The organism is Paraburkholderia sp., from assembly GCF_004298475.1.
GTDB classification, from domain to species: domain Bacteria; phylum Pseudomonadota; class Gammaproteobacteria; order Burkholderiales; family Burkholderiaceae; genus Paraburkholderia; species Paraburkholderia denitrificans.
The window spans coordinates 316,511-335,926 of sequence record NZ_SCRP01000010.1 but is presented as its reverse complement, the minus strand read 5'-3'; the positions used below and the strand labels follow the sequence as shown (position 1 = coordinate 335,926).

Annotated in this window: 15 protein-coding genes; 14 read left to right on the top strand and 1 reads right to left on the bottom strand. The window is 64.0% G+C overall.

Annotation, left to right across the window (positions count from 1 at the left end; all coding sequences use genetic code 11):
* Positions 1 to 445 precede the first annotated feature (445 nt).
* Positions 446 to 1,852: a hypothetical protein gene (locus EPN59_RS06870; RefSeq protein ID WP_293039453.1), complete on the top strand. Its 1,407-nt coding sequence runs from the start codon at positions 446 to 448 to the stop codon at positions 1,850 to 1,852.
* 450 nt (positions 1,853 to 2,302) lie between these two features.
* Here EPN59_RS06870 and EPN59_RS06865 read toward each other — a convergent pair whose 3' ends face one another.
* Positions 2,303 to 3,295: an LLM class flavin-dependent oxidoreductase gene (locus EPN59_RS06865; RefSeq protein ID WP_293045747.1), complete on the bottom strand. Its 993-nt coding sequence runs from the start codon at positions 3,293 to 3,295 to the stop codon at positions 2,303 to 2,305.
* 729 nt (positions 3,296 to 4,024) lie between these two features.
* On the opposite strand from EPN59_RS06865, the gene hpnI reads away from it, so the two are divergent.
* From hpnI to astE, 13 genes are all read left to right on the top strand, one after another.
* Positions 4,025 to 5,296, top strand: a complete 1,272-nt coding sequence (gene hpnI, locus EPN59_RS06860) for a bacteriohopanetetrol glucosamine biosynthesis glycosyltransferase HpnI (RefSeq protein ID WP_293036455.1) — start codon at positions 4,025 to 4,027, stop codon at positions 5,294 to 5,296.
* 106 nt (positions 5,297 to 5,402) lie between these two features.
* Positions 5,403 to 6,824, top strand: a complete 1,422-nt coding sequence (gene hpnJ / locus EPN59_RS06855; protein ID WP_293036457.1) for a hopanoid biosynthesis associated radical SAM protein HpnJ — start codon at positions 5,403 to 5,405, stop codon at positions 6,822 to 6,824.
* Entirely contained in the window at positions 6,824 to 7,711 is an 888-nt protein-coding gene (gene hpnK, locus EPN59_RS06850) for a hopanoid biosynthesis-associated protein HpnK (protein WP_293036459.1), read from the top strand. The genes hpnJ and hpnK overlap by 1 nt, the downstream gene beginning before the upstream one ends.
* A complete protein-coding gene (locus EPN59_RS06845; protein WP_293036461.1) occupies positions 7,708 to 8,805 on the top strand; it encodes a lysylphosphatidylglycerol synthase domain-containing protein in 1,098 nt (365 codons plus the stop codon). Before hpnK ends, EPN59_RS06845 begins: the two co-directional genes overlap by 4 nt.
* 87 nt (positions 8,806 to 8,892) lie before the next feature.
* Positions 8,893 to 9,462: an outer membrane protein assembly factor BamE gene (gene bamE / locus EPN59_RS06840; protein WP_293036463.1), complete on the top strand. Its 570-nt coding sequence runs from the start codon at positions 8,893 to 8,895 to the stop codon at positions 9,460 to 9,462.
* Positions 9,463 to 9,486: 24 nt separating this feature from the next.
* Complete coding sequence (locus EPN59_RS06835; RefSeq protein ID WP_293036465.1) at positions 9,487 to 10,512, top strand: patatin-like phospholipase family protein; 1,026 nt, start codon at positions 9,487 to 9,489, stop codon at positions 10,510 to 10,512.
* A gap of 177 nt (positions 10,513 to 10,689) precedes the next feature.
* Positions 10,690 to 11,781, top strand: coding sequence for a GlxA family transcriptional regulator (locus EPN59_RS06830; protein WP_293036467.1), 1,092 nt, complete (start codon positions 10,690 to 10,692; stop codon positions 11,779 to 11,781).
* Positions 11,782 to 12,015: 234 nt separating this feature from the next.
* A complete protein-coding gene (locus EPN59_RS06825; protein WP_293036469.1) occupies positions 12,016 to 13,245 on the top strand; it encodes an aspartate aminotransferase family protein in 1,230 nt (409 codons plus the stop codon).
* A gap of 61 nt (positions 13,246 to 13,306) precedes the next feature.
* Complete coding sequence (aruF, locus tag EPN59_RS06820) at positions 13,307 to 14,422, top strand: arginine/ornithine succinyltransferase subunit alpha (protein ID WP_293036471.1); 1,116 nt, start codon at positions 13,307 to 13,309, stop codon at positions 14,420 to 14,422.
* Positions 14,419 to 15,447 (top strand): arginine N-succinyltransferase, encoded by a 1,029-nt coding sequence (gene astA / locus EPN59_RS06815; RefSeq protein WP_293036473.1) that lies wholly within the window; start codon positions 14,419 to 14,421, stop codon positions 15,445 to 15,447. The genes aruF and astA overlap by 4 nt, the downstream gene beginning before the upstream one ends.
* A gap of 81 nt (positions 15,448 to 15,528) precedes the next feature.
* Positions 15,529 to 16,992 (top strand): succinylglutamate-semialdehyde dehydrogenase, encoded by a 1,464-nt coding sequence (gene astD, locus EPN59_RS06810; protein WP_293036475.1) that lies wholly within the window; start codon positions 15,529 to 15,531, stop codon positions 16,990 to 16,992.
* A gap of 9 nt (positions 16,993 to 17,001) precedes the next feature.
* Positions 17,002 to 18,342: an N-succinylarginine dihydrolase gene (astB, locus tag EPN59_RS06805; RefSeq protein ID WP_293036476.1), complete on the top strand. Its 1,341-nt coding sequence runs from the start codon at positions 17,002 to 17,004 to the stop codon at positions 18,340 to 18,342.
* Positions 18,326 to 19,390, top strand: a complete 1,065-nt coding sequence (astE, locus tag EPN59_RS06800; RefSeq protein WP_293036478.1) for a succinylglutamate desuccinylase — start codon at positions 18,326 to 18,328, stop codon at positions 19,388 to 19,390. The genes astB and astE overlap by 17 nt, the downstream gene beginning before the upstream one ends.
* Positions 19,391 to 19,416 lie beyond the last annotated feature (26 nt).

The window sequence follows — 19,416 nt, the reverse complement described above, 5'->3', positions numbered from 1 at the left end:
ACCGCCCGGAAAAATTTCACATACTTGACACTGACATAGTCGCCCGGGGTGGCGGAAAAGGTCGCAAATGAGAATTTGTTTCTGTGAATACGAAATAGTGAACTGCGCGTGGGCACAAAGGGGGAGATTTCGGTTGGTTCGATGCTCCGTGCATGATCCGTGTTGTACGTGATCAACCCATAGCGATAATCCGCATTACGGCTAGTGTGAGTCATGCACGGAAGTGCCGACCCGACTTCAAACTGTGACGGCAGTCCTAAAGCTACCGACCAATCGATTCCTCAAGTTTCGATCGCTCACTGCCGTAAAGATGATCTAGTATTATTGGCATGTGCTGACGGGGGCGCTGTAATAGCGGCTCCATATTTTCCTCAACTCAATTGGATTCCCGGAAAATTGCACATTTTACTCGGTGGTTTAATTTCTAAAAATTATTCGATATAAAATGATTAACTATTCGACGGAATTTCCAATAAACGAAAAATCATCCGTAAGTGAGATTCTTGCGCTTGCCTGCAAGTGGATAGCCGGAAGCCCCCACACGAAAATCAAGGAAGAGGAACTCTCAGATTTAATTGGGTCGCATGAAGGCAGTATAAAAGTTGGCAATGAAAGCGTTGCGACGGGTTACGCAGAACTTCCTGACTACGAGATTGGTGGATTTCGATATTCTCGCCTTGAGAATGGAGATATTGAATGGGTTACCACAATTGTTTCCTCGCAGACACCCAGTCAACACTTGGTCAGCATACAGGTTAGCTGCGAGGCTCTACGGACGGCGAGTTATCTGCCGGAACCCAGAAAACCATATTTTGTGAAACAGGTTCTGGGATCGATCGGTGGCGGAATGGATGGTCAAATGCCTGTATCTGACAAACCGATAGTTCTGAACTTGGGCGAGGAACATATTGCGGCAAAGTTGATATTAGGGAATGCCGGCAATTCCCTACCAATAGTTTACGTGAGCGCTGGATTTGAAATAGCACAGGCGGTAAATTCAGAAAAACTTGCCAGGCAGTTGTCAGGTATGGCGCATGTAATCGTTGAGCCAAGTAGAATTTTCTCGATAAAACTTAAGAATCTTACCTCATCTAGGAACGTTTACGGAGGGACGATCGGAGTGTATTGGCCGGATAGCACGGCCAGGAAATCGTATTTCATTTCCGATGAAAATAATACGCCAGGCAAGCTTCGGAATTCAATTTTCAGGGATATCAGATTGGCGCTTGCGAATCGCAGACAAAAAACCTATTGTACATGGCTGCATCTCAGAGAGTGCATTTCGAAGAACAGGCTGGAGAAACTGCGATCATCTGGCTCAACAGAGCTGGATGATTATGTTAAGGCATTTGATGCCGATTTGTCTGCAAAGCAGGAAAAAGTGGAAGAGGCTGAGCGGGAAATTTTTCGGCTTACCGCAGAGCTACGCAAGTTTAACAGCGAGACTCCCTCTAGGGATGAGGGAATTATAGCCTATGGCTTGGAGCAAGATTTTTACACAGACGAAATAAAAGGATTTGTCCTGGAGGCGCTGAATGGATATATCGGAAGTACGGTAGTTGGGAGTAGAAAGCGTCACATTATAGAAGATCTAATTTACCACAATGAAGCAAAAAGCGAGGCGGAGGAAATTAAACGGGAAATCAAATCCATATTTAAATCGTACGTCGAAATGGATTCAAAAATAAAAAGTGCACTTATTAGATTAGGGTTTGATTTGTCGGAAGATGGGAAGCACCACAAAATTACTTTTCACGGAGATGGTCGGTATACCTTCGCCGTATCAAAAACCAGTAGCGACCACCGCGCCGGAAAGAATTTCGCGAGTGATATAAACAAACGATTGTTCTGATCAACCAGCACAATCAACACAAATCCGCTGCGCGCAAACACTAACTAGTTCGTTATGGTCTGGTTATGGTTGCCTTCTTGGGCGGACGCTCGTTGGCTCCAACAATTCGTAGCGAGTGTCCGCCAATGTCAATCACTTTCCGATCAGATCAACCGGTTGAATCCACACTTGGAAACGGTCATTGAGGCGGAACCGAGGTTGATCGGCTGCAACGGCTCGATAAGCGACTTTTCCAGGAATTTGCGATCAACCAATTTGGCTGCCCCTGGCATACCCATATTTCACCCAAACCCTTATCTCGCGAAGGCCGCGCATGGGCGATTCCGCACGCGACGCTCATCGAGTTTCCCGAGTTTGGCCATGAGCCGCAGATTCAGGATCCGCAGGCGTTTCATACGGTGCAGCCCACGCAGTCTTGAATGCGCCGCGAATCCCCAACCACCGCGCTTACTAAGCGCCGGCCAACTCCTTCCGCACTTCAGCAGTAATCTCAAACGAGCGTAGCCGCGCGGCATGATCGTAGATCTGCGCGGTGACGATCAGCTCGTCGGCACCGGTCTGTTCGATCACCGAGGCGAGCCCTGCGCGCACCGTTTCGCGCGCACCGACCACCGAACAGGCGAGCGCATTCTCGACACCCGCGAGTTCGAACGCGTCTGCGTCGGGTTTTTCAACAGGCGGCGGCAACTGTCCGGGCGTGCCGCGCCGCAGATCAAGAAATTGCTGCTGCAACGAAGTGAAGAGAAAGCGTGCTTCGTCGTCGGAGCCAGCAGCGAAGACATTAACGCCCACGATCGCATGAGGCTTCGCCAGCGCGGCCGAAGGCCGGAACTGCGATCGATAGATCCGTAGCGCCGTCAACAGATGGTCCGGCGCGAAATGCGAAGCGAATGCGAACGGCAGACCCATGGCGGCCGCCATCTGCGCGCCAAAGAGGCTCGATCCGAGGATATAGAGCGGCACGGACAGCCCCGCGCCCGGCACGGCGCGCACGCGCTGTCCCTCGACGGGCGGCGCGAAATAGCGCTGGAGTTCGGCGACGTCGTCGGGGAACGCATCGGCGCTCGACTGCAGATCGCGCCGCAGCGCGCGCGCCGTCGTCTGGTCGGTGCCGGGGGCGCGGCCGAGTCCGAGATCGATACGGCCGGGATAAAGCGATTCGAGCGTGCCGAACTGCTCGGCGATCACGAGCGGTGCGTGGTTCGGCAGCATGATGCCGCCTGCGCCGACGCGAATCGTGCGCGTGCCGCCCGCGACGTAGCCGATCACAACGGACGTGGCGGCGCTGGCGATGCCGGTCATGTTGTGGTGCTCGGCGAGCCAGTAGCGATGGTAGCCCCAGCGTTCGGCGTGCTGCGCGAGATCGAGCGTATTGCGCAGGGCGTCGCCGGCGTTCGAGCCGGCGGGAATCGGCGAAAGATCGAGAACGGAAAAGGGGATCATGGCTTTGGGTGTTTTGCGCTTTGTGTTTCGTGCTTGGTGTTTCGTATTTCGTGAGGTACGGCCCGGCAAGGCGGACGCGAAGTACGGCCATTGTGCAGGAGCGCTCCGGTGCTTGCTGACGGCGAGCCAATACGCAAATGAGCGTAGGTGAGCGCAAAGAAGCGCGAATGAGCGCGAATGAGCGCACACGAGCGAAACCGGGCGCATACGAGCACAAACGAAATCGAGAATCGTTTATATCTGTGCGTGGGGTTAATCCATCCGGCGCGGCGACCATCGTCCTTACGAAGAATAAGGATTTCAATTGCCTTTCTTGTGCGCCAAATGCCTGTGAACGTTGAAGGCGAATCGTCCGCGGGTTGAAAAATTCATCGAAATTGCAACGGCAGGAAGCAGTTTTGCTGCCAGTGCTGAAGCGGGACCGGGTGGTTACTGCTACAATTTTCGGCGTCGAATCGGGGCGCGAGCAGTCCGCAACAGTGTGGATTTCGCCTATTGCGTCCTTAAGTCGTTCATTAATTCACGTTGCATCGGTTAAAACGCCTCCGTCCAGCGGCCGGTTTCCTGCAAGGAACATGCGTAGTGGCCAGGATGCGCGTTGGGCTTTTTTCCGGATTTCAGGGTTGTGCAAATGGTACGAAGCGATTCGCTTGATCTGACCGGTATGGATATCGGTCCTGCGCTCCAGCAGGGCCGTTCCGTGCGGATCGGGCGGCCGGGAGTGTTGGCATGACGGTGCAGCTGCCATCGGCCTGGTGGCTGGTAATCGCGGGATGCTGTGTGGCGGCGCTCTACGCGATCTTCGCCGCGCTCACCATGCCGCGCCTCGGCTCGGCAGCGCAGGTGCGTGCGGCCGCCCGGCGCGCCCGCGCACGCCGCGCCATTCCGGTGAGCGTGCTCAAGCCGCTGTGCGGCGCCGAGCCGCGTCTCTACGAAAATCTCGCAACCTTCTGCGAGCAACTCCATCCGCGTTTCCAGTTGCTGTTCGGCGTGTCGTCGCCGTCCGATCCGGCCATTGCCGTCGTGCGCCAGTTGCAGGCCGCCTATCCCGATCACGACATCGAGCTCGTCATCGACAAGCGCGTCTACGGCAGCAACCTGAAGGTCAGCAACCTGATCAATCTCGCGGCGCACGCGCGCTACGACGCGCTCGTCGTCGCCGATAGCGACATCGCCGTCGAGCCCGACTACCTGGACATCGTCACCGCACCGCTCGCCGATTCGTCGGTGGGCGTCGTGACCTGCCTTTACTACGCGCGCAGCGTCGGCGGTTTCTGGCCGCGCGTCGGCGCGCTTTTCATCAACGAATGGTTCGCGCCCTCGGTGCGCGTCGCGCACAGCACGGGCTCGCGCGCATTCGGCTTCGGCGCCACGCTCGCGCTCTCGCGCACGACGCTGGAACGCATCGGCGGTTTCACGTCGCTCAAGGACTGCCTCGCCGACGACTATCTGCTCGCGCGTTTCGCACGCGATCACGGGCTGGCGACCGTGCTGGCGCCGGTCGTCGTTGCAACCGACGTCATCGAGCCGACGTTCCGCTCTTTGTGGCTGCGCGAGACGCGCTGGCTGCGCACGATCCGCTCGGTGAATCCGGGGGGCTTCGCCTCGCTCTTCATCACGTTCACGTCGCCGTGGATCGTGCTCGGCGCGCTGCTCAGCCTCCTGCTCATCGCGGGCAACCAGGGCATCGCCACGGCGCTTGCCGGCGCCGGCACCGCGTCGGCGGCGCTGTTCGTGCTCGGCGCGAGCACCGCTGGCGGTATCATCGCGCGTGCGGTGCTGCATGCACGCAGCAGCGCCAACTGGCGCACCTTCTGGCACGATTTGCCGCTCGTGCCGCTGCGCGACACATTGCTCGCGCTGCAATGGCTTTCGGCCGCATTCGGCTCGCATGTCGTATGGCGCGGCGTGCGCGTGCCGGTGGCGAACCCCGAGACGGCGGACGCAGGCGTTACTGCGCCGGCGCGGCGTGCAGCGGTCGAGGTGTCCGACGGCCGTTAATCCGAAGATTTAATCGCGCGTGCCGCAGGGGCGGTGCGCGCTACGTTTAATTTTTGTCATTCCAATTTTTGCCCGTAATTACCCGGGTTGCCGGAGCACTCATCTCATGAAAACGCTGTTTTTGCAGGCCCCGTCCTATGACGGCTTTGACGGTGGCGCCGGTTCGCGTTACCAGGCGAAGCGCGAGATCCGCTCGTTCTGGTATCCGACATGGCTCGCACAACCCGCGGCGCTCGTGCCCGGCAGCCGCGTGCTCGATGCGCCCGCCGACGGCCTTTCCGTCGAAGACACGCTCAAGATCGCCGACGGCTACGATCTCGTCATCATCCACACGAGCACGCCGTCGTTCCCGACCGATGCGCTCTTCGCGCAGGACCTGAAAAAGCGCAAGCCGTCGATCCTGATCGGCATGGTGGGCGCGAAGGTCGCGGTCGATCCGCACAATTCGCTCACCGCAACGCCGGCAATCGACTTCGTCTGCCGCGAGGAATTCGACTACACCTGCAAGGACGTAGCCGATGGCCTGCCGTTCGCCGACATCAAGGGCCTCAGCTACCGCGCGAAGGACGGCTCGGTCGAGCACAACGAAGCGCGCCCGATGATCGAGAACATGGACGAGCTGCCGTTCGTGGCGCCGGTCTACAAGCGCGATCTGAAGATCGACAACTACTTCATCGGCTATCTGAACTATCCGTACGTCTCGATCTATACGGGCCGCGGCTGCCGTTCGAAGTGCACGTTCTGCCTGTGGCCGCAGACGGTGGGCGGGCACCGCTACCGCACGCGTTCGGTCGAGAACGTGCTCGAAGAAGTGAAGTGGATTCAGGACAACATGCCCGAAGTCAAGGAGATCATGTTCGACGACGACACCTTCACCGACTTCAAGCCGCGCGTCGAAGAGATCGCACGCGGTCTCGGCAAGCTCGGCGTGACGTGGTCGTGCAACGCGAAGGCGAACGTGCCGTATTCGACGCTCAAGATCATGAAGGAAAACGGTCTGCGCCTGTTGCTCGTGGGCTATGAATCCGGCGACGACCAGATCCTGCTGAACATCAAGAAGGGCCTGCGCACCGATATCGCGCGCCGCTTCAACGAGGATTGCCGCAAGCTCGGCATCAAGATCCACGGCACCTTCATCCTGGGCCTGCCGGGCGAGACGCAGGAAACCATCAAGAAGACGATCGAGTACGCGAAGGAAATCAATCCGCACACGATCCAGGTGTCGCTCGCCGCGCCGTATCCGGGCACGGCGCTCTACAGGCAGGCTGTCGACAACGGCTGGCTCGAAGAGAACAAGGTGGTCAACCTCGTCTCCAAGGAAGGCGTGCAGCTTGCCGCGATCGGCTATCCGCACCTCTCGCGCGAAGAGATCTATCACAACCTCGAGAAGTTCTATCGCGAGTTCTATTTCCGGCCTTCGAAGATCTGGGAAATCCTGCGCGAGATGCTCACGAGCTGGGACATGATGAAGCGCCGCCTGCGCGAAGGCGTGGAGTTCTTCCGCTTCCTGCGCGCCCACGAGGCATGATGGAACGGCAGTCTCGCGAAACGCGCGCACTGATTTTCACCGCCGACGACTTTGGCCTGCACGAGCGGGTCAACGCAGCGGTCGAGCGCGCGCACCGCGAGGGTGTGCTCAATGCTGCAAGTCTGATGGTGGCCGCAAACGCGGCTGCCGATGCCGTAGCGCGCGCCCGGCGCCTGCCGGGTTTGCGCGTCGGCCTGCACCTCGTGCTGGCCGACGGCGCGTCGATGCTGCCGCGCGCGCAGATTCCCGCACTGGTCGACGCGCAGGGCCGTTTCGGCGACAACATGGTGCGCGACGGCGTACGTTTTTTCTTTTTGCCGCACGTGCGCGCACAGCTCGCGAAGGAGATTCGCGCGCAGTTCGAGGCGTTCGCCGCGACCGGGCTCGAACTCGATCACGTCAATACCCACAAGCATTTCCATCTGCACCCCACGGTGCTCTCGCTGATCATCCAGATCGGCCGTGAGTATGGGCTGCGTGCCATGCGTCTGCCGCTCGAAGCGGGTGCGCCGCTCGCGCTCAAGCCCTGGCTTCATCTCGTGCGCGCACGGCTTGCGCGCGCGGGCATCGCGCACAACGACTTCGTGGTGGGCATCGCGAACACGGGCGCGATGGACGAGGCCGTGCTGCTCGACGCCATCGCGAATCTGCCGGCGCAGGGCGTCGGTGAGATCTACTGCCATCCGGCCGAGGCAGGCGTGGACGCCATCACGCCGTCGATGCAGGCCTATCGCCCCACCGACGAACTCGATGCGCTCCTCTCGCCGCGCGTCGCGGCGGCACTGGCGGCGGCGCGCGTGCGCAACGGCGGTTTCGCCGACGTATTTTTCGGCGGTCCGGCTCGACCCGGCGCGAACGCGCCGGCAGGCGAGGTTCGACCTTCATGAAGTGGCTGCAATGGCTGGGCCTGCCGGTCGGGATCGCCATCCTGATCGCGCTCGTCATCCGCGACGGCGCGCATGACGTCATGCACATCATCGGCACGGCGGGTCCCGTGCTGCTCTGGCTCGTGCCATTCCATGCGGTGCCGCTGCTGCTCGATGCCCACGCCTGGCGCCTGTTGCTCGCGAAACGCCTGCCGCTCGGCTTCCTGTTGTGGGTCGCCGCCGTGCGCGAGGGCGTCAGCCGGCTGCTGCCCGTGATGGGCGTGGGCGGGGAAATCGTCGGCATCCGCCTTGCGCGCTGGCGACTGCGCGACGGCAGCTTCGTCACCGCATCGGTGATCGCCGAAGTGCTCATCACGATGGCCGTCCAGTACGCGTTCTCGGCGCTCGGCCTCGTGCTGATCGTCGCGGCGACCGGCGACGGCAGTTCGATGCGCACGATCACGACAATCGGGCTCGCCCTCGTTCTCTCGCTGCCGATACCGATCGTGACGTTCGTGCTGCTGCGGCGCGGCGGCTTGTTTCACGCCATCGAGCGTTGGGCCGCGCGCATGTTCGGCGCGAACAATCCGGTCGTGCTCGGCATCGACGGCCACCAGCTCGACCGCGACCTTAACGCACTGATGTCGCGCACCGGGCTCATGTTCCGCGCCTTCTGCTGGCAGCTTGCGGGCTACATGGTCGGCGCGTTCGAGACCTGGTGGGCGCTGCGCCTGCTCGGATTCCCGGTTTCGATCGAGGGCGCGCTCGCCATCGAGGCGCTGACCCAGGCCGTGCGCCACGCGGCCTTCATGGTGCCCGCGGGCCTCGGCATCCAGGAGGCGACCGTGGTGCTGCTCGCGCAGCTATTCGGCGTGGGGCACGAAGCCGCGCTGTCGCTCGCGCTCGTCAAACGGATGCGCGAGGTCGTGTTCGGCAGTGTCGCGCTGGTTTCCTGGCAAGGCGTGGAAATTGCGCGCACGCGTTTGTCCATGCGCGCAGGCAAGGCGCTTGCGCCCGCATCGGTGCCCGCGCCCGTGCCTGCGCCCGTGCCTGTGCCGGTTGGCGTCGCCCATGAGTGCGATGCCGCACGGTCCGACCATCACGAAAACGTGTAATAGCGGGTACATTGAGGGATATAGGCGGGGCAGACGCCCCATCCCCGGCATGAGCCCAGGTGATTCACGGTGAATGCGGTTTGGACCATGAAGCTTAAATTGCACAAGGCGCGGGTTTTCGCGGCTGTCGCGGCAGTGCTTGCGGCGTTCGCGCTTTCCGGCTGCGACGACCGCCAGATCGATTCCATGTGGCAGACCCTCAAGGCTCTCTTCGATTCCGTCAAACCCGACGTGCTCCTGTTCAAGGGCATGAAGCCGGGCATTTCGACGCTCGACGACGTGCGCAGGCAGATGGGCAAGCCCGAGACCGAGCGCATCTTCGACGATGGCTCGCGCCGCCTCGAATATCCGCGCGGCCCGGCGGGCCTCAATACCTACATGGTGGATATCGGCCCGAACGGGCGGCTCGTTGCGATTACCCAGGTCCTCACCGCCGAGAACTTCGCGAAGATCACCATCGGCATGAGTCAGGACGAGGTGCGGCAACGGCTCGGCAAGCCGGGCGAGGTCGCCGCGTTCCGGCTCAAGAAGGAAACGGTGTGGAGCTGGAAGTGGCGCGAAGGCGGCGTCGAGCAGGAAGCGTATTTCAATGTGCATTTCGGCCCGGACGGGCGGGTCACCACGACTTCCCGCTCGGACGTGATGCGCGGTCACTGACTCACAGACAAGCGGGAGGCGCGCATGATGAACCGGCGGCGTAACCGGCGCATCGGTCTCGTGCTCGGCGGCGGTGCGGCGCGCGGCTGGGCGCACATCGGCGCGATCCGCGCACTCGAAGAGGCCGGGATCAAACCCGACGTCGTGTGCGGCACCTCGATTGGCGCGCTCGTTGGGGCCGTGTATGCGAACGGCGACCTCGACTGGCTCGAAGAGTGGGTCGGCCACCTCACCTGGCAGACCGTCGTGCGGCTGCTCGACGTGCGTCTCTCGGGCGGGTTGCTCGGCGGACGCAAGGTGATCGATGTGTTCGCGAACCAGTTCAACGGACGCGGTATCAACGAGCTGCAGTTGCCGTTCACGGCGGTTGCCACCGAACTCGACACGGGCCGCGAAATCTGGCTCAGCGAAGGCGGCGTGGTGGACGCGGTGCGCGCCTCGATCGCGATTCCGGGTCTGTTCACGCCGATCTGGCACGACGGCGTGTGGCTCGTGGATGGCGGGCTCAGCAACCCGGTGCCGGTTTCTGCCGCGCGCGCGATGCGCGCCGATTGCGTGATTGCCGTCGACCTCAATCACGACATCCTGAATGGCCGCGACCTGGGCGGCGCCATCGACACCGTGTTGCGCGAGGCGCCCGAGGGCGCCTCGTTCTCCTCGCTCTCCGCGCCGGGCGGACCCTCGAAACCCCCGGAATCCGCGGCGCCTTCCACATCCGACGAACCGCAGCCGCTGCTGCGCCGCAACGGCAGGCGCTTTCCGCGCTGGCTCCAGCCCGCAGGGCAGGCGAGCGCCGACGTGCGTGTGGCGCCGCCGCCGAGCGCACGCGTGCCGTCGATGCTCAGTTCGATCGCGCAGAGCATCGACATCATGCAGGTGCGTATCACGCGCAGCCGCCTTGCGGGCGAGCCTGCCGACGTGCTGATTCAGCCGCGCCTCGGCGGCATGGGGATATTCGATTTCCACCGCGCCGAGCCCGCCATCGCGGAGGGGCGTGCAGCCGTGCAGTACATGCTGCCCGCGATTCGCGCCCAACTCGGCATCGAGTAGAGGCGTTCGGGGCTGCGTCGTGCGCGGCTTGGGTGAATCGTCCAGCTTTGCCGCGCTGACCGGCGGTGCGGTATCGTTCGGGCTGGCAGTTGCGCGCCGACCCGCGCAACGCTACTCGCACGGCTGGTTTGCCGTGCGTATGAACTAAAAGAAAAACCTGGATGCAGTCCGCCGCCGATGATCCGTCCCACTCGTTCCAGTGCGCCCGCAGATGCCGCGCGTGCCGCCGCTTCCGATGCGCCCGCACGTGCGGACCGCACCGCCGAAGTCGCGATTGTGGCGCTGTCGCCGGTTTCGATGTCGGGCGTGGGGCCGATTGTCGATGCGCTCAATCTCGCCAACGAGATCGATGGCCGCGCGCTCTACCGCTCTCGCATGGTCTCGTGGAACGCGCGCCCGGTGCCGCTTTCAGGCGGCGCGCAATGGCCTGCCGAAAGCGCATTCGACGACACGCTCGCGTGCGACTGGCTGATCGTCGTCACGGAGCGCTTTCAGCCGTTCGCCGATTCCCGCCTCTTTCTCGCAACGCTTGCGCGCGTCGGTCAGCGCACGCCGCTCGTCACGGGCATCCATCACGGCATCTGGTGGCTCGCGATGGCCGGCTTGCTGCACGGCTATCGCGTGGCTGCGAACTGGGAGACCTATCAACAGTTCGCCGAGCAGTTCGAACGCACGATCGCCACGCAACACATCTACGAAATCGATCGTGATCGCGCGACCTGCGCGGGCGGCCAGGCGACGCTCGATTTCATGCTCGCCATGATCGGCCGCGAGCACGGCCCCGAACTCGCCGAGCGCATCGCCGACGCGCTCGGTGCAAGCACGCTCAGAAGCGGCGACGAGCGCCAGCGCATTCCGTTCGTGACCGCGCCAGGCGAGCGCAACCCGCGCCTGAACGATGCGTTGCTGCTCATGGAAGCGAACATCGAGGACCCGCTTACCTCCGATGAAATCGCGGGCCTCGTCGGCGTCTCGCGGCGGCAGCTCGAGCGGCTGTTTCGCCAGTATCTCGGCGCGATGCCGTCGAAGTACTACCTCGGCCTGCGCCTTGCCAAAGCGCGCTCGCAACTGCAGCGCACGAGCAAGTCCGTCGTGCAGATCAGCCTTGCGTGCGGGTTTGCGTCCGCGGCGCACTTTTCGAACGCGTATCGCGAGCGCTTCGGCGTGACGCCGCGCGAGGACCGCCGCAACTGGATCGAGCGCCAGCACGGCGGCGCGGCTGGCGGGCCGCGCGCGGATGGACGCGCGCAGCCGCCGGAGCGCGAATAAGCGCAAATAAGTGCGAGTGAGCGCCAGTGAGCGCCAGTGAGTGAAACTCGCCAGATTCACCAGACTGGCCGGATTTACGCAATCCGCGCCCCCAGCAGGTGCAGACCGCGAAAGAATGCGTCGCGCACACGCAAGACGTTTGCCGCACAGTTGCCTACACTGCACCTGTCATCCACGCGCCGGGCGCTCGCCCGTGCGCGCACCGTCCAAATTCCGAGCCAGAGAGGATCCGTCATGAACGAGCAGAGTGTGACCCGCCAGACTTTCGATGAAGTGATGGTGCCGTGCTTCTCGCCGGCGCCGTTCGTGCCCAGTCGCGGCCTCGGCTCGCGCGTGTGGGACACCGAAGGCCGCGATTACATCGACTTCGCGGGCGGCATTGCCGTGACGGCGCTTGGTCACGCGCATCCGGAACTCTTGCGGGTACTCAATGAGCAGGGCAGCCAGCTCTGGCACATCGGCAACGGCTACACGAACGAGCCGGTGCTGCGCCTCGCGAAGAAGCTCGAAGCGCTGACGTTCGCCGACCGCGCGTTCTTCGCGAACTCCGGCGCCGAGGCCAACGAGGCCGCGCTCAAGCTCGCGCGCCGCGCTGCCGTCGAGCGGTTCGGCGAGCAGAAGTATGAAATCATTTCCTTCGCGCAGTCGTTCCATGGCCGCACGTTGTTCACCGTGAGCGTGGGCGGCCAGCCGAAGTATTCGGAAGGCTTCGGCCCGGTGCCGGGCGGCATCCGCCATCTGCCGTACAACGATATCGAGGCCGCGCGCGCCGCGATCGGCGCGCAAACCTGCGCGGTGATCGTCGAGCCTGTGCAGGGCGAGGGCGGCGTGATTCCCGCCGATCCGGCGTTCCTGCGTGCGCTGCGCGAAGCGTGCGATGCGCACGGCGCGCTGCTGATTTTCGACGAAGTGCAAACGGGCGTGGGCCGCACGGGCCACTTCTACGCCTACCAGGACACGGGAGTCACGCCCGATATCCTGACCTCCGCGAAGGCGCTCGGAAACGGCTTTCCGATTGGCGTGATGCTCACGACCGAACCCATCGCCGCGCACTTCAAGGTCGGCGTGCACGGCACGACGTACGGCGGCAATCCGCTCGGCGCGGCGATTGCAGGCAAGGTGGTCGATCTCGTGAGCGATCCGGCGGTATTGGCGGGCGTACGCGCGCGCGGCGAGTTTATCCGCACGAAGCTCGCGACGCTGCACGAACGCTTCGACGCGTTCAGCGACGTGCGCGGCAAAGGTCTTCTGATCGGCGCGGAACTGACGCCGCGCTTTGCAGGCCGCGCGAAGGACTTTCTCTCGGCTGCGGCGAACCGCGGCGTGATGATGCTGATCGCGGGCCCGGACGTGCTGCGTTTCGCGCCTTCGCTCATCATCCCCGAAGCCGATCTGGCCGAGGGTTTCGCGCGCCTCGAACAGGCGTTCGAGGACGTGATCGGCGTCGCGGCCGCGCGCGTGTAAGGGTTCAAGAGGGTTCAAGAGGGTTCAAGAGAGTTCAAGCGTTCAAGACCGAGGATCGACGATGCTTTTTGTTCGCCCGGCCAGGCTGGCCGATCTCGATGCAATCGCGCACATGGCGCGCACCGCGCAGCCCGTGCTGCATTCGCTGCCGCACGACCGCGCGGCGCTGGAAGCGCGTATCGCGCTGTCCGAGGACTCGTTTCGCACCGAAGTCGATTTTCCGGGCGAGGAGTTCTATCTCTTCGTGCTCGAAGACTCGGCGACGGGGCGGCTCGTCGGCACATCGAGCCTCATCGCGGCGGCGGGCTACGCCGAGCCGTTCTACGCGTTTCGCAACGACGCACTGATTCACGCGTCGCGCGAACTGCACGTGAACCGCAAGATTCACGCATTGCAGATGTCGCACGAACTGACCGGCAAGAGCCGCCTCGCGGGCTTCTATATCGACCCGTTGTTGCGCGGCGACGCCGCCGCGCACCTCGTATCGCGCGCCCGCATGATGTACGTGGCGATGAACCGGCGGCGCTTCACGCCCGACGTGTTTACGCTGTTGCTCGGCGTCACCGACGATGCGGGCGTGTCGCCATTCTGGGAAGCGGTGGGGCGCAAGTTCTTCGGGCGCGATTTCAAGGACATCGAAATGGCTTCGGGCGGGCGCAGCCGCACGTTCATCGCCGAAGTGATGCCCGCGTATCCGATCTACGTGCCGCTCTTGCCCGAGTCCGCGCAGCGCGTGCTGGGGGAGCCGGACACGAGTGCACTGCTTGCCTACGACATCCATCTGGAAGAGGGCTTCGAGCCGGACCGTTATGTCGATATCTTCGATGCGGGCCCCGTGCTGACCGCGCAGGTCGACCGCACGACCTCGGTGGCGGCCAACGAGAGCCGCGTGGTGCGCGAGGCGGCGAGCACCGCTGTGAACACTGCAACGGGCGCGTCGTATATGGTGGCGAGCCAGCGCGGCGGCGAATTCCGCTGCGTGCTGACGACTTTGCCGCCGCTGCCTGAAGGCGGCCATCACCGCGGTGCGCCTCACCACGCCGCGCGCGGCGCGGCCCCGCTCGATAGCGCCGCGCGCGCGGCGCTCGACGTACAGGACGGCGATGTCGTGCGCTGTGCGCCGCTGCGGCGCGAGACGCCGGAAACAGAAGATCAGTCGATGGGAGAAACGCAATGATCGTGGTTCGCGTCGTGCAGACGGGCGATGTGGACGCGCTAGTCGCGCTCGCCCAGGAAACCGGTCCAGGTCTCACCACGTTCAAGCCGGACCGCGACGCGCTGATGGCGCGCATCGCGCGCACGCGGCGCACGCTCGCGGGCGAGGCCGCGCCGCATGAGGCGGGCTATCTGTTCGTGATGGAAGACACCGCGACGGGCGACGTGGCGGGCGTATGCGGCATCGAAACCGCGGTGGGCCTGCAGCAGCCGTTCTACAACTATCGCGTGAGCACGGTGGTTCACGCGAGCCAGGATCTCGGCATCTGGACGCGCATGCGCGCGCTGAACATCTCGCACGATCTCACGGGTTACGCGGAGGTGTGCTCGCTGTTCCTCTCGCCGCGCCATCGCACGTCAGGCGTGGGCGGATTGTTGTCGCGCTCGCGCTTCATGTTTATCGCGCAGTTTCGCGATCACTTTCCCGAGCGCATCTGCGCGGAATTGCGCGGTCATTTCGACGCGGAAGGCACATCGCCGTTCTGGCGCGCAGTGGGTTCGCATTTCTATCAAATCGACTTCAATGCGGCCGATTATCTGAGTTCGCATGGCCGCAAAGCGTTTCTCGCCGAACTGATGCCGCGCCATCCGGTGTACGTGGAACTGCTGCCCGAGGAGGCGCAGGCCTGTGTGGGCCTCACGCACGCCGATACGATTCCGGCGCGGCGGATGCTCGAAGCGGAAGGTCTGCGCTATGAGAACCACGTCGATATCTTCGACGCGGGCCCGGTGCTCGAATGTCACATCGCCGATTTGCGCACCGTGCGCGAGAGCGTCGTCGTGCCGGTGGAGATCGGCGCACACGATACGGCGTCCAGTGTGCGCTCGCTCGTTTCGAACACGTCGCTCGGCGACTTCCGTGTGGGTTCCGCGGCGGGCGTCGTGCATGACGGCGTGTTCGTGCTGAACGCCCAGGAAGCGGCGGCGCTGAATGTCGCGGCGGGTGAACCCGTGCGCGTGCTCGGCGCCGCACACAAACATCAATAGCAACCGATAGCAACCGACAGGTGAGCGCAGCAGGCGCTGAAGCGGGCCCTGCGCGCGCACCGTGGATCGACAAGGATGACCATGAACGAGCTTTTTATCGACGGGCAGTGGTGCGCGGCCACTGGCCCCGCGTTTGCCTCGCGCAATCCCGGTTCGGGTGCGGAAGTGTGGAGCGGCAACGCCGCGTCGGCGGGCGATGTCGAGCGTGCCGTAGAGGCCGCGCGCCGCGCGTTCGGCGAATGGTCGCAGACGCCGTTCGAGACGCGCTGCGAAATCGTCCGCCGCTTTGCCGCGCTCGTGACCGAACGCAAGGAGCGGCTCGCGCAGGCTATCGGCCGCGAAACCGGCAAGCCGCTCTGGGAAGCGCGCACTGAAGCGGCATCGATGGCAGCGAAGGTCGGCATTTCCATCGCCGCGTATGGCGAGCGCACGGGCGAAAAGCGCACGCCGATGGCGGACGGCGTCGCCGTGCTGCGCCATCGTCCGCATGGCGTCGTCGCCGTGTTCGGGCCGTACAACTTTCCGGGGCATTTGCCGAACGGGCACATCGTGCCCGCGCTGATCGCCGGAAACACCATCGTATTCAAGCCATCCGAACTCGCGCCGGACGTTGCGCGCGTCACCGTCGAGATCTGGCGCGAAGCCGGTCTGCCCGCCGGCGTGCTGAACCTCGTGCAAGGCGAGCGCGACACCGGCATTGCGCTCGCGAACCACCGCCAGATCGACGGCCTGTTTTTCACGGGCAGCTCGGATACGGGCACGTTGCTGCATCGCCAGTTCGGCGGCCGTCCCGAGATCGTGCTCGCGCTCGAGATGGGCGGCAATAATCCGCTCGTCGTCGCCGAAGTCGAAGACATCGATGCCGCCGTGCATCACACGATCCAGTCGGCGTTTCTTTCGGCGGGGCAGCGCTGCACCTGCGCGCGCCGCATCCTCGTGCCGACCGGCCCGTTCGGCGACCGCTTTCTCGAACGCTTCGTCGAGGTCAGCGCGCGCATTGCCGTGGGCGAATACGACGCCGATCCGCAGCCGTTCATGGGCGCGGTGATTTCGTCGCGTGCGGCGGCGAAGCTCGTCACGGCGCAGTCGCTGCTGCTCGAACGCGGCGCGCGCGCGCTGCTGCCGATGACGCAGCGCGACCCGTTGCTCGGTTTCGTGAGCCCCGCGATTCTCGATGTCACCGGCGTGGCCGACCGGCCCGACGAAGAGCACTTCGGGCCGCTCGCACAGGTGATCCGCTACGCAGGCTTCGGCGACGCAATCGCGCAAGCCAACGACACGGCATACGGTCTCTCGGCGGGCCTGCTCGCCGACAGCGAAGCGCTGTGGAAGCGCTTTACGCGCGAGATCCGGGCGGGCATCGTGAACTGGAACCGCCCGACCAATGGCGCATCGAGCGGCGCGCCGTTCGGCGGCACGGGCCGCTCCGGCAATCACCGCCCGAGCGCGTATTACGCCGCCGACTATTGCGCGTACCCGATGGCGTCGGTGGAAAGCGCACAACTGCAGATGCCCGCGAGCGTTTCGCCGGGCCTTCACTTCTGAGGATCGACGATGCAAACCCTTGAAGCGAACTTCGACGGACTCGTCGGCCCGACGCACAACTACGCCGGTCTTTCGTTCGGCAACGTGGCGTCGCAGAACAACGAGCGCTCCGTCGCGAATCCGAAAGCGGCGGCGCGCCAGGGACTGCTGAAGATGAAGCGGCTCGCCGACCTCGGCTTCGCCCAGGGCGTGCTGCCGCCGCAGGAGCGCCCCTCGATGCGGCTCTTGCGCGAGCTGGGCTTTGGCGGCAAGGATGCCGACGCCATCGCGAAGGCCGCGAAAGAGGCGCCCGAATTGCTCGCGGCGGCGAGTTCGGCATCGGCGATGTGGACGGCGAACGCGGCGACCGTGAGTCCGTCTGCCGATACACCCGATCACCGTGTTCACTTCACGCCCGCGAACCTGTGCAGCAAGCTGCATCGTGCGATCGAGCACGAGGCGACCCACCGCACGCTGGGCGCGATATTCGCGGACCCCGCGCATTTCGCGGTGCATGACGCGCTGCCGGGCACGCCTGCGCTCGGCGACGAGGGCGCGGCGAATCACACGCGTTTTTGCTCGCAGTACGGCGAGCGCGGCGTGGAATTCTTTGTCTATGGACGTAGCGAGTATCGCCGTGGACCGGAGCCGAAGCGCTTCCCTGCACGACAGACATTCGAGGCGAGCCGCGCGGTGGCGCAGCGCCACGGCCTTGCGGAAAACGCGATGGTGTTCGCGCGGCAGAGTCCGGACGTGATCGACGCGGGCGTGTTCCATAACGATGTGATCGCGGTGGGCAATCGCAGCACGCTGTTCTGCCACGAGCGCGCGTTTCTCGATCAGAAAAGCGTGTATGACGAACTGCACGCGAAGCTGGCGAAGCACGGCGCGCTGCTGGACGTGATCGAAGTGCCCGACGCGCAGGTGAGTGTGGCGGATGCGGTGACGTCGTATCTGTTCAACAGCCAGTTGCTGAGCCGCGCGGATGGCTCGCAGATTCTGGTCGTGCCGGGCGAATGCCGCGAGAATCCGCGCGTGGCGGCGTACCTCGACGAACTGGCCGCGAAGCGCGGACCCATCGATGAAGTGCTGGTGTTCGATCTGCGCGAGAGCATGAAAAATGGCGGCGGTCCGGCGTGCCTGCGTCTGCGCGTCGTGCTCAACGATGCCGAGCGTGCGGCCGTGCTGCCCGGCGTATGGATCAACGACGCGCTGTTCACGCGCCTCGATGCGTGGGTCGAAAAGCACTATCGCGACCGTCTTGCGCCGCAGGATCTGGCCGACCCGATGCTGCTCGTCGAGTCGCGTACGGCGCTCGACGAACTCACGCAAATCCTCGGTCTCGGCTCGCTCTATGACTTCCAGCGCTGACGTGTTACTCGCGGATTTTCTCGGCTACACGCTGGCGGGCTCGCGGCCTGCGAGCGCGGACGCTGCGCGGGCCACATGCGAGGGCACATGCGAGGGCACGTGCGCGAGCGGCGCACGCTGGCAATGGATCGATGACGGCGTGCTGCTGATCGAGCCTGCGCATGTGGATGCCGGGACGCGCAGCGTGCTGCTCTCGGCGGGCATCCACGGTGACGAAACGGCGCCGATCGAGTTGCTCTCGCAACATGTTGCCGATCTCGCGGCGGGACGCGCGGCGCTCGCCTGCCGCCTGCTCGTCGTGCTCGGCAACGTGGACGCGATGCGCGCGGCGCGGCGTTATCTCGACGACGACCTGAACCGCCTGTTCGGCGGCCGCCATGTGAGCGCGGGCGGCAGCAGGGAAGGGCAGCGGGCCGCTGCGCTCGAAGCCCACGCGCAGCGTTTTTTCGCGGCGGCATCGAACGCGCCGCACGCGCGCTGGCATCTCGACTTGCACACGGCCATTCGCGCGTCAGCGTTCGAGCAGTTCGCGCTCGTGCCGTACACGGGCGAGCCGCCGTCGCGCGCGTTGTTCGCGTGGCTGGCCGACGCGCGCATCGCCTGCGTGCTGATCCACACCGAACAGGGCCCGACGTATTCATCGTTGACGGCCGACCGGTGCGGCGCCACGTCGTGCACGCTCGAACTCGGCAAGGTGCAGCCGTTCGGCCACAACGACCTCGCGCGCTTCGCGGCTGCGGACGCCGCGGTTCGCCGTCTCGTCGCGGGTGTCGCGCCCGATGCACGCGCGCCCATGCCGCGCGTCTTCACGGTCATCGGCCAGATCACGAAGCGCAGCGATGCGTTCGAATTGCACGTCGCCGCCGACGTGCCGAATTTCACGCCGTTCGCACGCGGCACCGTGCTCGCGAACGACGGCGACTATCGCTACGTGGTCGGCCACGACGAAGAGCGCATCGTGTTCCCCAATCCCACCGTGAAGCCCGGACTGCGCGCGGGCCTGCTCGTTGTCGAAACGAGCGACACGACGCTGGCCGCACTCGCCTGACGCAACTGCGGCGCGCTGTCGCGGCG

Bases quoted from the DNA above. Each gene is read 5' to 3' on its own strand.
- EPN59_RS06870 (WP_293039453.1), top strand. From the start codon at position 446: ATGATTAACTATTCGACGGAATTTCCAATAAACGAAAAATCATCCGTA.
- EPN59_RS06865 (WP_293045747.1), bottom strand. From the start codon at position 3,295: ATGATCCCCTTTTCCGTTCTCGATCTTTCGCCGATTCCCGCCGGCTCG.
- hpnI (WP_293036455.1), top strand. From the start codon at position 4,025: ATGACGGTGCAGCTGCCATCGGCCTGGTGGCTGGTAATCGCGGGATGC.
- hpnJ (WP_293036457.1), top strand. From the start codon at position 5,403: ATGAAAACGCTGTTTTTGCAGGCCCCGTCCTATGACGGCTTTGACGGT.
- hpnK (WP_293036459.1), top strand. From the start codon at position 6,824: ATGGAACGGCAGTCTCGCGAAACGCGCGCACTGATTTTCACCGCCGAC.
- EPN59_RS06845 (WP_293036461.1), top strand. From the start codon at position 7,708: ATGAAGTGGCTGCAATGGCTGGGCCTGCCGGTCGGGATCGCCATCCTG.
- bamE (WP_293036463.1), top strand. From the start codon at position 8,893: ATGAAGCTTAAATTGCACAAGGCGCGGGTTTTCGCGGCTGTCGCGGCA.
- EPN59_RS06835 (WP_293036465.1), top strand. From the start codon at position 9,487: ATGATGAACCGGCGGCGTAACCGGCGCATCGGTCTCGTGCTCGGCGGC.
- EPN59_RS06830 (WP_293036467.1), top strand. From the start codon at position 10,690: ATGATCCGTCCCACTCGTTCCAGTGCGCCCGCAGATGCCGCGCGTGCC.
- EPN59_RS06825 (WP_293036469.1), top strand. From the start codon at position 12,016: ATGAACGAGCAGAGTGTGACCCGCCAGACTTTCGATGAAGTGATGGTG.
- aruF (WP_293036471.1), top strand. From the start codon at position 13,307: ATGCTTTTTGTTCGCCCGGCCAGGCTGGCCGATCTCGATGCAATCGCG.
- astA (WP_293036473.1), top strand. From the start codon at position 14,419: ATGATCGTGGTTCGCGTCGTGCAGACGGGCGATGTGGACGCGCTAGTC.
- astD (WP_293036475.1), top strand. From the start codon at position 15,529: ATGAACGAGCTTTTTATCGACGGGCAGTGGTGCGCGGCCACTGGCCCC.
- astB (WP_293036476.1), top strand. From the start codon at position 17,002: ATGCAAACCCTTGAAGCGAACTTCGACGGACTCGTCGGCCCGACGCAC.
- astE (WP_293036478.1), top strand. From the start codon at position 18,326: ATGACTTCCAGCGCTGACGTGTTACTCGCGGATTTTCTCGGCTACACG.